At 35.3% G+C, this 16073-nt stretch carries 11 protein-coding genes; 5 read left to right on the plus strand and 6 right to left on the minus strand.

Features of this window, described 5'->3' with window-relative positions; translation table 11 throughout:
- Window positions 1-7: 7 nt before the first annotated feature.
- Window positions 8-2623, minus strand: coding sequence for an alanine--tRNA ligase (alaS, locus tag AAHI99_RS06340; RefSeq protein ID WP_342227438.1), 2616 nt, complete (start codon window positions 2621-2623; stop codon window positions 8-10).
- 428 nt (window positions 2624-3051) lie between these two features.
- Here alaS and gyrB point away from each other — a divergent pair, with 428 nt between their 5' ends.
- The 4 genes from gyrB to AAHI99_RS06360 all read left to right on the plus strand — a co-directional run bounded on the left by gyrB (window position 3052) and on the right by AAHI99_RS06360 (window position 8522).
- Entirely contained in the window at window positions 3052-5466 is a 2415-nt protein-coding gene (gene gyrB / locus AAHI99_RS06345; RefSeq protein ID WP_342228370.1) for a DNA topoisomerase (ATP-hydrolyzing) subunit B, read from the plus strand.
- Window positions 5467-5522: 56 nt separating this feature from the next.
- Entirely contained in the window at window positions 5523-6449 is a 927-nt protein-coding gene (locus tag AAHI99_RS06350; RefSeq protein WP_342227439.1) for an LD-carboxypeptidase, read from the plus strand.
- 5 nt (window positions 6450-6454) lie between these two features.
- Entirely contained in the window at window positions 6455-7039 is a 585-nt protein-coding gene (locus tag AAHI99_RS06355) for a YggT family protein (RefSeq protein ID WP_342227440.1), read from the plus strand.
- Between the two features lie 136 nt (window positions 7040-7175).
- On the plus strand, window positions 7176-8522 hold the full coding sequence (locus tag AAHI99_RS06360; protein ID WP_342227441.1) for a protein kinase domain-containing protein: 1347 nt from the start codon (window positions 7176-7178) through the stop codon (window positions 8520-8522).
- 8 nt (window positions 8523-8530) lie between these two features.
- Here the strand turns inward: AAHI99_RS06360 and AAHI99_RS06365 are convergent, their stop codons facing one another.
- A complete protein-coding gene (locus tag AAHI99_RS06365) occupies window positions 8531-9049 on the minus strand; it encodes a disulfide bond formation protein B (protein WP_339050145.1) in 519 nt (172 codons plus the stop codon).
- 68 nt (window positions 9050-9117) lie between these two features.
- Between AAHI99_RS06365 and AAHI99_RS06370 the strand changes: the two genes are divergently transcribed.
- Window positions 9118-11049 (plus strand): aconitate hydratase, encoded by a 1932-nt coding sequence (locus AAHI99_RS06370; RefSeq protein WP_342227442.1) that lies wholly within the window; start codon window positions 9118-9120, stop codon window positions 11047-11049.
- 14 nt (window positions 11050-11063) lie between these two features.
- Here AAHI99_RS06370 and AAHI99_RS06375 read toward each other — a convergent pair whose 3' ends face one another.
- The 4 genes from AAHI99_RS06375 to AAHI99_RS06390 all read right to left on the minus strand — a co-directional run bounded on the left by AAHI99_RS06375 (window position 11064) and on the right by AAHI99_RS06390 (window position 15913).
- The gene (locus AAHI99_RS06375) at window positions 11064-12056 is read right to left on the minus strand and encodes an NAD(P)H-dependent glycerol-3-phosphate dehydrogenase (RefSeq protein ID WP_342227443.1); all 993 of its coding nucleotides are present in this window, start codon (window positions 12054-12056) and stop codon (window positions 11064-11066) included.
- Window positions 12057-12177: 121 nt separating this feature from the next.
- Window positions 12178-13008 carry an A24 family peptidase gene (locus tag AAHI99_RS06380; RefSeq protein ID WP_342227444.1) on the minus strand — a complete coding sequence of 277 codons (831 nt, stop codon included), beginning with the start codon at window positions 13006-13008 and terminating at the stop codon, window positions 12178-12180.
- On the minus strand, window positions 13009-14211 hold the full coding sequence (locus tag AAHI99_RS06385) for a type II secretion system F family protein (protein WP_342227445.1): 1203 nt from the start codon (window positions 14209-14211) through the stop codon (window positions 13009-13011). It lies immediately after the preceding gene.
- A gap of 7 nt (window positions 14212-14218) precedes the next feature.
- Complete coding sequence (locus AAHI99_RS06390) at window positions 14219-15913, minus strand: GspE/PulE family protein (RefSeq protein ID WP_342227446.1); 1695 nt, start codon at window positions 15911-15913, stop codon at window positions 14219-14221.
- Window positions 15914-16073: the final 160 nt, after the last annotated feature.

The following is a 16073-nucleotide window of genomic DNA, read 5'->3' on the forward strand; positions in this document are numbered from 1 at the left end:
TTCAATTCTAAGCATAGTTGCCATTTAAGCGGGTCTCAACCCAATGTTTTACATTTTTTAAAGCCCCATCTAAGGCTTCAGGCTTCCCTCCTCCTGCTTGAGCAAAATCTGCACGCCCACCGCCGCTTCCTCCTATCGCATGCGCTATATTATTAGCCAATTCCCCCGCTTTTATTTTGTCGGTCAACTCTTTGCTGACACCAACCACTAATTGAACACGCTGTTGTTCAATACTCGCTAAAACAATGACTGCGGGTTTTAATTTATTTTTAAGTTGGTCTAATAAATGACGAAATCCTGCTATATCAATTCCATTAATTTCACTGATTAATAACTTAATCCCTTGTATTTCGATCGCTTGAGAAATAAGCTCTTCTCCCATCATAGCGACTATGGACTGCTGTAAAGCGATAATCTGCTTTTGCAGAGCTTGCTTAGCTTCCATGTCCATACGCGCTTTTTCTAATAAATTATCCTTAGAGCTTTTAAAGAGCTTAGCAAGTTGATTAGTTTGTTCCTCTAAGGCTGCAATCCAATCTATAGCATATTGTCCAGTAACGGCTTGAATGCGACGTATCCCTGCAGAAATTCCTATTTCTGCAGATATTTTAAATAAACCAATATTACCGGTACGCGAAACATGTGTCCCTCCACATAATTCCTTGGAAAAAGAACCCATCGTTAACACACGTACTTTATCTGCATATTTCTCGCCAAACATCGCTAACGCGCCGGTATTCTTTGCATCTTCCGTCGACATCTCTTCGGTAACAACTGATAAATTAGCTCGAACTTGTTGGTTAACGCGATCTTCTATCAACTTCAGTTGTTCTATACTTAATGGATGGGTATGTGAAAAATCAAAACGTAAGCGTTCTGGTTCCACTAAAGAACCTTTCTGTGTCACATGCTCTCCTAAAACTTCTCTTAATGCTGCGTGTAATAGATGGGTTGCAGAATGATTTAAAGTAATCGCGCGACGTTTTTCAGCATCGACTTCTGCCTTCAATTTATCACCTTTTTGCAAATGACCTTTAATTAACTTACCTTTATGAAGAATGGATGTTCCCTCTTTAAAGGTTTCAGTCACTAAAAAACGACTCGTTGTATTAACTAAATATCCCGTATCACCCACTTGTCCACCACCTTCCGCATAGAAAGGGGTCTTAGTTAAGATAACAAACCCTTCTTCATTTTCGGATAGTTCTTGTATAGATTGCTTGCCATCAAATAAATCCAAAATAGGAACAGCTGCTTGTTTTAATGCCTTATAACCAATAAACTCAGTAGCGTTCTTTTCAGTTAAGGATAAACTCGGCGCAGATGCAAAACGACTCGCCAACTTAGATTGACTTCTTTGACGTTGCATTTCCTTCTCAAAACCTGCTATGTCTACGCTTAGGCCCTGTTCTCGAGCCATATCTGCTGTTAAATCCATGGGAAATCCATAAGTATCATACAAGCGAAAAACTGCCAACCCTGGTAATTGTTTTTTGCCCTGCAGCTTAGTTATTTCTTGTTCAAATAGCTTAATACCATGGTTTAGGGTACGAGCAAATTGCTGCTCTTCATGCAGCAAAATCTTTTCAATAAATTTTTGCTTTTTTGCTATTTGCGGATATGCTTGCAACATTTGCGCCGCTAAAGGTTTTACCAATTGGTAAAAAAAAGGGCGATCTAGACCTATTTTATGACCATGTCGAATAGCCCTACGAATAATTCGACGTAGTACATAAGAGCGTCCTTCATTACCAGGATTAACCCCATCACTGACTAAGAAAGCACAAGCACGAATATGATCTGCGATAACGCGTAGTGAGGTATTGGTAAAATCAGTTATTGATGCTTGCTTAGCAACTACCTTTATCAAAGGTTGAAACAGATCCGTGTCATAATTATTTGTGACTCCCTGCATAACTGCCGCTAACCTTTCTAGACCCATACCGGTATCCACTGAAGGCTTTGGCAAAAGGGTAAGTGCTCCATCTAAGGAGCGTTGAAACTGCATAAAAACTAAGTTCCAGATTTCAACATATCTATCTCCATCCGCGGTTGGTGTACCTGGAGGCCCACCAGAGATATTGGGCCCATGGTCAAAAAAGATTTCTGAGCATGGACCACAAGGGCCAGTATCTCCCATAGACCAAAAATTATCTTGTTTACCACAACGAGAAAAACGCTTGGGGTCGATTTTAATCTCGTTTAACCAAATCGATGCCGCTTCTTCATCTTCAATAAATACCGTAATCCATAATTTTTCTGGGGAAAGATTTAACTCCTCAGTCAAAAACTTCCAACTATAAAGGATAGCCTCGCGCTTAAAATAATCCCCAAAGCTGAAATTTCCTAACATCTCAAAAAAAGTATGATGCCTAGCGGTATAACCTACATTTTCAAGGTCATTATGTTTGCCGCCAGCCCGCATACATCGCTGTATACTCACTGCCCGAGAATAAGGTTTCGTTTCTAGACCCAAAAAAACATCCTTAAAGGGCACCATGCCGGCATTAGTAAATAACAAACTCGGATCATGGGCTGGAATTAAGGAAGCGGAGGGAACAATCGTATGACCCTGACTTTTAAAGTAATTAAGAAATAGTTCGCGTAGGGCATTGCTATTCATGTGGGGCTCTTCAATGCAAAAGCGAAGAGTATCACGGCAAGAGATTTTTGTGTCAATAAATTAAGAATGAACTTAGCCAATTTACAAGCAATATAAGTCAATTAGCCCCTATTATTATCTATAGTTAGGTTTTACCCCATTTTTAAACTAAGCTTATTATTCTTTTTTGATTACAGGTTAAACAGCGCAAAAATCAATTATCCTACTTTAAGCCTTTGTATTTTCTTATTAATATTCGAATTTAAAGGGCAATTTATGGTATAATTTTCAGTTTTTAACCCTTATCACGTATGTCGATTAAAAATGAGATTTTGGTGGAGAAAACCCCATCCTTAACCGAGTGTGAAACAATCGTTTCGAACACGGAAAGCTCTCTTGAGCCAGAATTAGGCCTTAAAGACAATGCTAGCCAACAGGGTGGACTAGATATGCCGAAGTATGACTCTTCTAACATAAAAGTCTTAAAAGGTCTTGATGCTGTTCGGAAACGTCCTGGTATGTATATCGGTGATACGGATGATGGGACAGGTCTCCACCATATGGTCTTTGAGGTCGTAGATAACTCCATAGACGAATCTTTAGCGGGTTACTGTTCTCAGATTGATATCACACTGCATAGCGATGACTCAGTCACCGTTAAAGATAATGGCCGTGGTATTCCAGTTGATATTCATACTGAAGAAGGTCGATCAGCTGCCGAAGTTATCATGACAGTCTTACATGCAGGTGGAAAATTCGATAGTAATTCCTATAAAGTCTCAGGTGGCTTGCATGGTGTAGGTGTTTCCGTGGTTAACGCCTTATCTGAAAAATTACAGCTTACTATCCGGCGTAATAACAAGGTCTATGAACAAACTTATCTGCTAGGTGAACCCGCAGCACCATTACATATCACTGGAGAAACGCAAGAAAGAGGTACCGAAATTCGTTTTTACCCTAGCAAGCTCATTTTTCAACATAACAATGAGTTTCATTACGATATTTTGTTAAAGCGCTTGCGTGAGTTATCTTTTTTAAATTCTGGTGTAGCGATCAACCTTATCGATGAACGAAGCAATGAAGAAACCCAACTTAAATATGTGGGAGGCATTAAAGCCTTTGTTGAATATCTTAATCAAAACAAAACCTTAATCCATAAACAGCCTTTTTATTTTACCGCTGAACGCGATGAAATTACTGTTGAAGTTGCTTTACAATGGAATGATAGCTTTCAGGAAAATATTTTATGTTTTACCAATAACATTTCCCAGCGTGATGGAGGAACCCATCTGGCTGGTTTTCGTGCTGCGTTAACTCGAACCTTAAATACTTACATCGATCGTGAAGCGACTAGCAAAAAGCTAAAAATCACCACTACGGGTGATGACACGCGTGAAGGCTTAACAGCTGTTTTATCGGTTAAGGTTCCTGATCCTAAATTCTCTTCGCAAACCAAAGATAAATTGGTTTCTTCTGAAGTAAAAGGAATCGTTGAAGCTTTAACATCAGAAAAGCTTGAAGAATTTTTATTAGAAACGCCACAAGATGCACGAGCTATCATGATGAAAATCATCGATGCGGCACGGGCGCGTGAAGCGGCGCGTAAAGCGCGTGAAATGACACGACGCAAAACTGCATTAGATATTGCTGACTTACCTGGGAAATTAGCGGATTGCCAAGAAACCGATCCGGCTCTTTGTGAATTATTTATTGTCGAAGGAGATTCTGCAGGTGGTTCTGCCAAACAAGGCCGCAATCGTCGTTATCAAGCTATTCTGCCACTTACAGGTAAAATCTTAAACGTGGAAAAAGCTCGCTTTGATAAAATGTTATCCTCAGAAGCAGTTGGCACATTAATCACAGCGCTGGGTTGTGGCATAGGTAAAGAGGAATACAATCCAGATAAACTACGTTATCACCGTATTATTATAATGACCGATGCGGATGTCGATGGCTCGCATATCCGTACTTTATTACTGACATTTTTCTATCGGCAGATGCCAGAATTGCTGCAACGCGGCACTATCTATATTGCTCAACCTCCTTTATATAAAATTAAAAAAGGCAAGCAAGAACAGTACTTAAAAGACGATGCGGCGCTGCAAGCTTATCTCACACAAACCGCACTGCATGATGCTGCCTTTTATCCTCAGGCAGAAGGTTTTTCTATTCAAGGTATTGGTTTAGAAAAATTAGTTATGGATTATCGTAAAGCACAGATGATGATTCAACATTTGTCGCGACGTTATCCAATAGACGCTCTGCAAGCTATTCTTGATCTTCCTCCCTTATCTTCTGAAGAACTAATCGACTCTTCTAAAATGCTGGAATGGACCAAAAACTGGCAAGATCAATTGCAACAAACTACAAATAATGAAGCTATTCGTTATCAAGTAACTATTTATGAAAATACTGAAAGACATGTATTTTTACCTGAAATAACAATCAGTACACATGGTTTAGAAACAACCTATAAAATTTCTTATGAATTCTTTAAAACACTTGAATATCAATGTTTATTTGATATGACTAAGCAGCTACATGGACTAATTGGATCGGGTGCTTATGTACAGCGAGATACCAAAAAACTGATAGTGAAAAATTTTAAAGAAGTGTATGAATGGTTATTAGCTGAGGCACGCCGCGGGCAAGCTATACAACGTTATAAAGGTTTAGGAGAGATGAATCCTGATCAATTATGGGAAACAACGATGGATCCGAATACCAGACGTTTGTTACGTGTCACGGTTGAAGATGCTATCGCAACCGATCAAATCTTTACTACCTTAATGGGCGATCAAGTTGAACCTCGTCGTGATTTTATTCAACAGAATGCCCTAGAAGTTGATAATTTAGATATATAAAATTATTCTGGAAATAAAACTAAAGTTGATAATTATATACCTAGGATCCAGAAAAAATGGAAAGCTTTAAACCTTGGCAAGCTTTAAAAAAAAATTCAATTGTTGATATTATTGCACCTGCTAGCGCCGTGACAGATATATCTATCCTAGAGAAAGTAAAAACTTTATTAACAACCTGGCAGTTAATACCAAGAATTTCTTCTGATTTATTTGGGCCTGATCTGCTATGTGCAAACAGTGATGAAAAACGTTTTCACCAGTTAAAAGACGCTTTATTTAACCCTACTTCCGATGCAATTTGGTGTTTACGTGGGGGCTATGGTTGTACTCGTCTCATACCTTCCTTACTAAAATTAACCGCACCTGAAAAATGCAAGTTGTTTATTGGTTTTAGCGATATCACCGCTTTACATTTATTTCTTCAAGAAAAATGGCATTGGCAAACACTGCATGGCCCTACACTTAATCAAGTAACCCATCATTTAATTGAACCAGAAAATACTAATGAGTTAAAAGAAATTATTTTTAATCAATTACATCAATTGACATATTCTTTAAAATCTTATCATCACCCCACTAATTCCTTAGATTTTATTGAAGGTCCAATAACAGGGGGCAGTTTGAGCTTAGTACAAACGAGCCTGAGCACAGATTGGCAAATTGAAACCAAAGATAAAATTTTATTTTTAGAAGATGTCAATGAAGCAGCTTATCGTATCGATAGAATGCTAGAACACTTACAACAATCGGGAATATTTATTTATGTAAAAGCCCTATTATTCGGTGATTTCACTTTTGTGGCAAAGCCTGAAGAGGAAAAAAAGATTCAAGAAGTACTAGAACGCTTTGCCCAGAAACAAAATTTCCCAGTATTACGTTGTCCCGATATTGGTCATGGAAAAAAGAATCGTTGTTTACCTTTTGGAACACCCTCACTATTAGACTTAAATAAAAATCAGCTCACGATTAAAATAACAGGTTAATTTCTATGCTTAATTCCTTCAATAATGCAGGTATATTCCTGATTCAATCTATTTTTGATCTCTATATTTTCATTTTACTTTTGCGCATCGTTTTACAATGGGTTAATACGGATAGTCACAATCCTTTATTTATATTAGTAGCGAGATTAACCAATCCGCCACTACGCCCTATTTGTCGTATGATACCAAGCCTACATGGCATCGATTTTGCAGCTATAATATTATTATTAGGCTTAGAAATGCTTAAAATTGCATTTCTTGTCTGGTTACAAGTTAATACAACGCCGCATTTTACCGGATTAATTGTACTTGCATTTGCCGAGCTTCTTAATCAGTTAATTAATATTTTCTTTTATGCTGTTATCGCTTTAACTATTTTAAGCTGGATCAGTCCATTAGCTCATGGTCCACTCGTTGAAATTTTGGTACGCGTGAGCGAACCTTTAATAAAACCCATTCGTGGAATCTTGCCAAGTATCTCAGGACTCGATTTTTCGCCATTCATTCTAATCATCGGATTAAAATTATTAACTATTCTTTTGGTACAACCACTGGCACAAATCGGCGCAAGTTTGGCTTTAGGTCATTAGAACGATAGTTTAAATAATGTATTTGTTATTAATTTATTCATTAAAATTAATATTTATTTAATATTGAATGAATATAGTAATTTTTATTTTTTCATTAAAAATTAGTAACTAAAATCCTTATATAAATAAAATTATTATGCCTAAAGAATCTAATAGTCTTATAATCCCTCCGGCCACATTAACTTTTAATCACCAAAAAAGGAAACGGCCTTCTAACCTTCAATTAAATCTTCATTCGAAACGGCCTACTCTTCAATTAAATCATATAGCACCGCGAGAACAATATGTAAAACAAAGTTTTAATCAAAGTCCACAAACACTATTACAAACCCCTGAATTTAAAGAAAATCTTGCCTTAATGAGTCCAAATACAATAAATAAATCTATAGCAAATACCAATCAGTCGCTATTTCAGGGACAAAATGGAAAGACAAACTTGGTTCATTTCAAAAATCAAGAGCACCAAACTCGTTCATTGGTTGAAAAATCTGAGAAATCGGGAAGATTTTCAATAGCTTATGAAATTCAGATTAATAAGACTATCAAAAAAAAAATAGACAACAATTTGCTGCATTTATTTTCATTGCCTGTACATGAGCAACTAGATTCTTTTTACACACTCTATAGAGAAGCGGGTACTCTTGAAATAAATTGTAAGAATATAAAAGAAAAACTAGAGAATAAATACACTCTAAGTTATCTATTTCAAGGATTCTCTCAGATGATAACTGCATTATCCTTTTTACATAACTCTAAGTTTACAGATGAAGAAGGAAACGATCATATCGGTATTATTCACAATGATATCAAACCCGATAATATTTTACTTAAGAAAACTGGATTCGAACTAGCCGATTTTGGCTGCGCTTATTATAAAGATAAACCTGCTCCTCAATTTGCCACTTATTTCTACACTGCTCCAGAAATATGGAATAAACCTGAATTTTGTCATGAAAAAATTGAGAATATGGATAAAGCAGATATTTGGTCACTTGGCGCAACTCTAATGTATGTATTAACAGAAAAAATAATTCCTCCTTCAGAAAAAGCAGATTGTGAATTTAACCAATTGCTTAGTTATCAGCAATGGGCAGAAAACTACATTGAACAATGGAAGACTCTTTTACATCATCAATCTATAACTGATAATATAGATTTACAAGGTATAGCTAATAAATTGAAAAATATAATTCATGAATTAGGAGAAAAAACCAAACATCCTCAAGCAACTATTTTTCAAAAGAAAAAATTACTAGAATATATAGCATTATTAATGTTGGCACCCATTCATGTCAGACCTGATGCTAAAGAGTTGGAAAATATAATGAAAAACATTAGCTTTGTTATTCATGAGGAGTCAGAAATATTTTATTCGCAACATTTAAGAAAAAATAATAATTATTTTCCAACTCTCTTTCGACTACAATCAAACGACTACGTCGTTGTTTCTGAATCAACTATGAATATGAAAATATCCCAATAATATTTATTTTAAGATAAAAAATGTCGTTTATGTTTGCGCCGGTTTATATATACTTGCCGTAGAGAGATAGCGGCTAATACAATAAAAATCACTAATGTCCATCCTGGGATAGTTAAATTTAAAAAACGCCAAGTTCCACTACCGCAATTACTTGTTCCTTGAAAAAATAATTCAATAATTTTATGGAAATAGATAGAGGTGCTATATTGGGCTATGGCAGCTTGGCAACTAATTAACTGATCTGAAGGAAAATGCTCTAACCATAATTGGCGACTCGCTACCACCGCACCCACTACTGCAAATAAAAAAGTTAAGGTATGCAAGAAACAGCGCGTTACTGCTTCAAAATTAAACAGCGCGCCCATTAAAAATAGCAGTCCTAACAAGGTAATAATGAACCGTTGTATGATGCAAAGCGGGCAGGGAATAATCCCAACTTTATATTGCAAAAATACCGCAATCGCTAAAACCAAGACGCAAAGAAAAAATGTCAATAAATCGATCCAGCGCGTAACGGGTAAATGCATATTGGGATCCCTACCGTTAGATTAAGGCTTGCTGTAAACTACTATACATTATAATTGGGGATTCTAGTATGCCACAAAATGTAACGCAAAAATTAATTAACTTACATAAAGTCGAAGGTGAAATGCATCCAGGCACTGAAATTGGCTTAAAAATTGATCAAACATTATGCCAAGATGCCACAGGTACGATGGTGATGCTGGAATGTGAAGCAATGGGACTAAATCAGACTAAAGCTGAAGTCTCAGTGCAATATATTGATCATAACCTTTTACAAACAGATTTCAAAAATGCAGATGACCATTTATTTTTACTCAGCGCTTGTAAAAAATTCGGTCTTTACTATAGCGGGCCAGGTAATGGGGTAAGTCATCCTGTACATATGGAACGCTTTGGAAAACCGGGAAAAACTTTATTGGGTTCAGATAGTCATACCTGTGCAGCAGGATCGATGGGCATGTTAGCCATCGGTGCAGGTGGATTAGAAGTTGCCATGGCTATTGCGGGACATCCCTTTCATGTCCCCATGCCTAAAGTTTGGGGTGTAAAATTAACCAATTCATTGCCGGATTGGGTCAGCGCTAAAGATATCATTCTGGAATTATTACGTCGTCATGATGTTGATGGTGGAATTGGCAAAGTTATTGAATATTATGGGCCGGGACTGCAACATTTATCTGCAATGGATCGTCATGTTATTGCCAACATGGGCGCAGAACTGGGAGCAACAACTAGTGTATTCCCCTCTGATGCGATAACACGAGAATTTCTGAAATCGCAACAACGTGAATCTGACTGGCAAGAAATTATTAGCGACAATAATGCAAGTTACGATGAACATGATGAAATTGATCTTTCCAAACTTGAACCTTTAATTGCATTACCTTCTAGTCCAGGAAAAGTAGTTCCTATCCAAGAAGTTGTTGGGCGACCTATTTATCAAGCCATGATCGGTTCATCAGCCAATCCTGGGCTAAGGGATTTCGCTGTTGCAGCAGAAATTGTCGCAGGAAAACAAATAGCTCCCGGCGTTTCATTTGATATAAATCCAACTTCACGCCAGATTTTAGAGAACATGGTTGAGTTAGGTATTTTAGAAAAATTAATTCGTGCCGGCGGCCGTATTCATCAAGCGGGATGCAATGGATGTATTGGTATGGGTCAAGCGCCCGCTTCCGGTAAAATAAGTTTACGTACGGTACCTAGAAATTTTCCAGGTCGATCTGGAACCAAAGAAGATCAAGTCTATCTCTGTAGCCCGGAGATTGCTGCTGCCTCGGCTTTAACTGGTGTTATTACCGATCCTCGTTCTTTAAAGAATAATACTTACCCTCGTTTTAAAGAACCAAAAAAAATTATTATTAATGAAACGATGTTGGTTCCTCCCTGTACAAATCCTACCGAAATAAAACTAGCTAAAGGCCCAAATATCCAACCTTTACCTATCATTGCTCCTTTAGCCGATGATATTGAAGGTCCGGTTTTAATTAAACTAGGCGATGATATCTCTACCGATACAATTTTGCCTGCGGGTGCTAAAGTACTTCCTTTTCGCAGCAATATTGCTGGAATTAGTCAGTTTGTTTTTGATCAAATCGATCCGTCTTATCCAAAACGAGCTTTAGAATATCAGCAAACGGGATCCATCATTGTAGGTGGTGATAATTATGGCCAGGGTTCCAGTCGCGAACATGCTGCCATTGCGCCGCGCTATTTAGGTGTACAAGCTGTGCTAGTTAAACAATTTGCCCGCATTCATAGACAAAACTTAGTTAATTTTGGAATTTTACCTTTAATTTTCACTAATCCTATGGATTATGACACTATTGACCAAGGTGATATTTTATTAATCAAAAATATTCGTGAAACTATCCAAACTTCTGAGAAACTAACCGTTCATAATAAAACTAAAAATAAAAATTACACCGTTACTCATCCTTTAAGTCCTCGAGAACTAAAAGTATTATTAGCCGGTGGACTCATTAATTGGATAAAACAATAAGCATTAAATATTTTTTAATGAAAATAATCTTGAAAAAGTGTTTGCGGTGAGTTTTGTTCATACAAAATACGATATACACCTTCACAAAATGGCGCTTTAACTCCATATTTTTTTATTAAAAAGAAAATATTTTTTGCAGTTTCATAACCTTCTGTGGTTCCAACTAACTTTTTAGCTTCCTCTAAGCTTTGTCCTTGCCCTAAAGCTAAACCCAAACGACGATTTCGAGATTGATTATCGGTGCAGGTTAATACCAGATCTCCAAGACCCGATAACCCCAAAAAAGTTTCTTGCCTTGCACCCAATGTTATACCCAGTTCAATCATTTCTGATAATCCCGCAGTAATCACAGCAGCTTTTGCGTTAGCACCAAAACCTAAACCTTCGGTCATGCCGACCGCAATCGCCAGTATATTTTTTATTGCACCACCAAGTTCTACACCAACAATATCTTGCGTCATTTCCACTCGAAAATTTTTTGTCTGGAATCTTAGTAATAGATCATGCGAAAAATTATAACTTTCCGATGCAATGCAGACAGCAGTGGGTAATCCCATAGCAACTTCCTTAGCAAAACTAGGACCTGAGAGCACTGCTACTTCTCTATGCCCTAAAACGTCTTTAACGACTTCATTTAGTAATTGATGTTTTTCAGAATCTAAACCTTTGCTCGCCCATAGCAAACGCTGATTAGTTTGTAAAAAAGGGTATATTTTTTTTAAAGTTGTATGAAAAGCAACACTAGGTACGACGATTAAAATATCTTGTGTTCCTGAAAGAACAGTTTGGTAATCATCTGAACAAGTAATATTAGAGGGAAAAACGATACCGGGTAGATAGCGTTCGTTAGTTCTTTTAGTATTTATTTCAGTAACTTGTTGTTTCTCATAAGCCCATAAACGCACCTCTTGATGCTTACGAGCTAAATGAATCGCTAGAGCACTTCCCCAAGCCCCAGCACCTATAATAGAAATAGGCAGATGATTATCAGGTGATTTTTCAGACATTGGATTTTCCATTATTAAGCTTCATATTCATGGAGTTAAGTTTAACATATATGTTTTTAGATAATTATCAAAAATCAGCAAAAAAACTAAAAAAAAGAAGTGTGAGAAATAAAGTTTAAAATCAAAAGATAGAATCGAAAGTAGGCTGAACTATTAAGACTAACCAACCAGATAAAGCCAAATAGGGACCGAAAGCTATCCCTTTGCGAAAGTTATCTTTATTTGTAAAATATAAGACTATACCTACGATGGATCCTGCAACAGCAGCTATAAATAGAATATAAGGTAAAGCTTTTACGCCTAACCAAGCACCTAATACAGCAAAGCATTTAAAATCTCCTTCTCCCATTGCTTCGACCTTTATTATGATTTGATAGCATTTTGCTAAACTATAAAGAAAAAGGTACGCAAAAAATGTTCCTAAAATAGCCTCTTCTGGTGAGACAAATAAATGAAATAGGCTCGAAATTAATCCGCACCATAATAAAGGGAAAATAATGATATCCGGTAATATTCTATATTCAAAATCAATAAACGCTAAAACTAATAAGCCCCAAGTCAAAATTAATGCCGGAAAGGTTTGTAAACTTATTCCAAATCGTTCAATAACTATAAATGAGGTTATCAAAGTTAAACTCTCAATTAGAGGATAACAAAAAGAAATTCTTATCTGACAATATGCACATTTTCTTTTTAGGAAGAAATAACTTAATAAAGGTATTTTTTGTAGAAAGGTTAAATATTCACAACAATTGGGACAATGAGAAAAAGGAAGAAATATATTAAAGGTTTTAACATTTAAGTGTAACGAATTGTCTCGGTTTAAATATTGTTGAGAAGCTTCTCTCCATTGTTTCTGCAGAATTAAAGGTAAACGATAAATCAATACAGTAAGGAAACTACCTAACAAGGCGCAAAAAAGAGAAATAGTAACTATTAAAAAATATTCCATTTAAATAACACTTCCTAATTTAAATATCGGCAAATACATTGCTATAATCAAACAACCCACCATCAAACCTAAAATAATAATTAATACCGGTTCTAATAACACCGATAGGTTATCAGCAAAATAATTCATTTTTTCTTCATAGAGATCGGCAATATTGTTTAACATTTCACTTAAACAATTAGCAATTTCTCCAATTTTAATAAGTTGTAATAAATCTAATGGAAATATTTTTTGTTGTGCAAAAGCTTGATAAAAGCCTTCTCCGTCACGTATGTGCTTACAACTTAATAAAATAGCCGATTTATAAACAAAATTACCAGACATCTCCGCAATAAGCTGTAAAGCATCAATTAAAGGCAACCCCGCAGCAAGAGCGGTAGCTAATGCACGGGTAATTCGAGCTATTATAATTTTTGAGAGAACTTTATTGACAATAGGAATTTTCAAAAAATACCTATCTAGTTTATTCTCGATTACTGGATATTTTTTCTTTAAGCAAATGAAAGAAATACCTAATATCAATAAAGCTAATCCACAATAGGTACTAAGAAATCCTATATGTTTTGATAAATAAATAATTATTCGCGTTATAAGAGGTAATTGTGATCCAGCGTCTAAAAAAAATTGTTCAAACTGAGGTACTACTCCCATTAATAAAGCCATAAAGACTAGGCCCGCCACTATTAAAACTACGATAGGATATACTAATGCATTAATTATTTTTGCTTTTAGTTTCATGTTTTTTTCTTGGTACGCTGCAATGCGATCAAACATTAAACCTAATGTAGCGGTTTTTTCTCCTAATGCAATTAAGCTACAATGAAACTTATTAAAATACGATTGGTTCTCTTTCAATATTTCACTTAAAGAAAAACCATCTTCCAAACCCCGAATTATTTTTTGTAAATATTCTTTTAATACTGTATTGCTAGCTGTGATTTCAAGTAATTTCAAGATGTGAAGTAATGGGATTCCCGCTTGTAATAAACGTGCTATTTGGCGATTTAGCAGAAAAATATCCTGCATTTTAATAGGTTTTACAAATCTAATAATCCAACGAGAATAAATTTTAGTTATAAAAATATTTTGGCGCTGTAAATCTAATCGTAGTTGATCTTTATTTCGGAATAAGTCTTTACCTTTGCATGATTTTCTCTCGCTAGTAATTCCTTTCCAATTATAAACTTTAATAATACTTAACATAATTATTTCAATCTTTTATTACTCGTTTCATTTCTAATAAGCTGATGTCACCTTGTCTAAGCTTCTCTAAGGCTGATAAATACAAAGTTTGCATTCCTTGTTCTTGTGCAAATTGATTTATTTCGAATGCGGAATTCTTTCGTAAAATTATTTTTTTTATTTCCTCTGTAAGTTTTAAAATCTCAAAAATACCCGTTCGACCCTTATAACCCTGCGTGCAAAGTGAACATCCTTTTGCTGTGTATATTTTAATATCTGGAGGGAAATTTAATTTTAACAAATTTTTCTTCGGTAACTTCTCTTCTACTTTACAAGACGCACATAAGCGCCTTACTAAACGCTGAGCGATAATTAACTGTATAGAAGTTGCAATATTGTAAGTAGGAATATTCATATTTTCTAAACGGATTAAACTCTCAACTGCACTGTTTGTATGTAAAGTCGATAAAACTAGATGTCCAGTTTGAGCTGCTTTAATTCCTATTTCAGCTGTTTCTTGATCACGCATTTCTCCTACCATAATAATATCCGGATCTTGGCGTAAAAAAGCTCTTAGTACACAAGCAAAATTTAAACCTATGATAGGATTTACATTAACCTGATTAATTCCTGATAAAATAATTTCTATGGGATTTTCGACAGTAGAAATATTTACTGTAGACTTTTTTAAAAAATTTAATCCTGTATAAAGCGTGATAGTTTTTCCGCTCCCGGTAGGTCCGGTGACTAAAATCATGCCGTGGGGACTTGATAAAGCTTTGATGAATTCTTTTTTTTGTATTTTGTTCATTCCTAGTTTATCTACATCTAATAACATTTTGTTACTGTCCAAAATTCTAATCACTAATTTTTCACCGTGAATAGTTGGACAGGTACTTAATCGGCAATCTACATTTCGACCATTAATATCTTTTAATTGAAAACGACCATCTTGTGGAACCCTTCGCTCGGCAATATCTAGTTGCGATATAATTTTTAATCGAGTGGTAATTCTTGAAATTAAATGTCTAGGTAGAACTACCATTGCATATAATAATCCATCAATCCGAAAACGTATTTGTAAATGATCTTGGTAAGGCTCTATATGAACATCAGAAGCATTACGCGTAATTGCATCATTCAAAAGTTTATGAACATAATTTGTAATAGTTAAATCATCATTGCTGGAATTATGTAACGTTATATCTAGATCATGATCGTCTTTTAATTGCGCTATTTTATGCCGACCTAAATCTATTTTACTGATAATGTCGTATTTTGTTAGGGAAGTGTCTTTTATTTTTTTTAATAACTCTACTATTTGTTTTTCGTCTGCAAGTTTATATTCCAGCATTAAACCCGTCGAAAATCGAATATCGTCTAAAACAAGTTTTTGAGTGGGGTCGACTAACGCTAAAACCAATTTTTTCTTATCTTGCGCTAAAGGTAATATTTGATATTTTTGTAGTAAATTTTTATCAATTAGGCTGTTTGGTATTTGCGTTATATCGATACTATCTAAATCAATGTATGTCAGAAAAAACTCTTCTGCTAAAAGATGAGCTAAGTAGGAAGAATCTATTTTTTGAGTTTGAATTAAATAACTTATAAATGAAATTTGTTCTTGTCTAGCATTATCCATCACTTCATTAACAAATTCATTTTTTAATCCACAGTCGTGTATTAAATGTTGTAGAAAATTATTGATGGCAATGTTTTTCATTTTATTATATCCCTATATTCTGTTTTCATCAGTATAACTCAAATTAAAAATAAAATGTATTGACACATTTTATTTTTAATGTTTATATGAATAGATCCTTTAATGAATACCTTGCTGGCTGAAGTTCTAGGGGTTAAGAATAGAAATATTTAAAAACAAT

This window comes from Rickettsiella endosymbiont of Rhagonycha lignosa (assembly GCF_964031165.1).
Lineage (GTDB): Bacteria > Pseudomonadota > Gammaproteobacteria > Diplorickettsiales > Diplorickettsiaceae > Aquirickettsiella.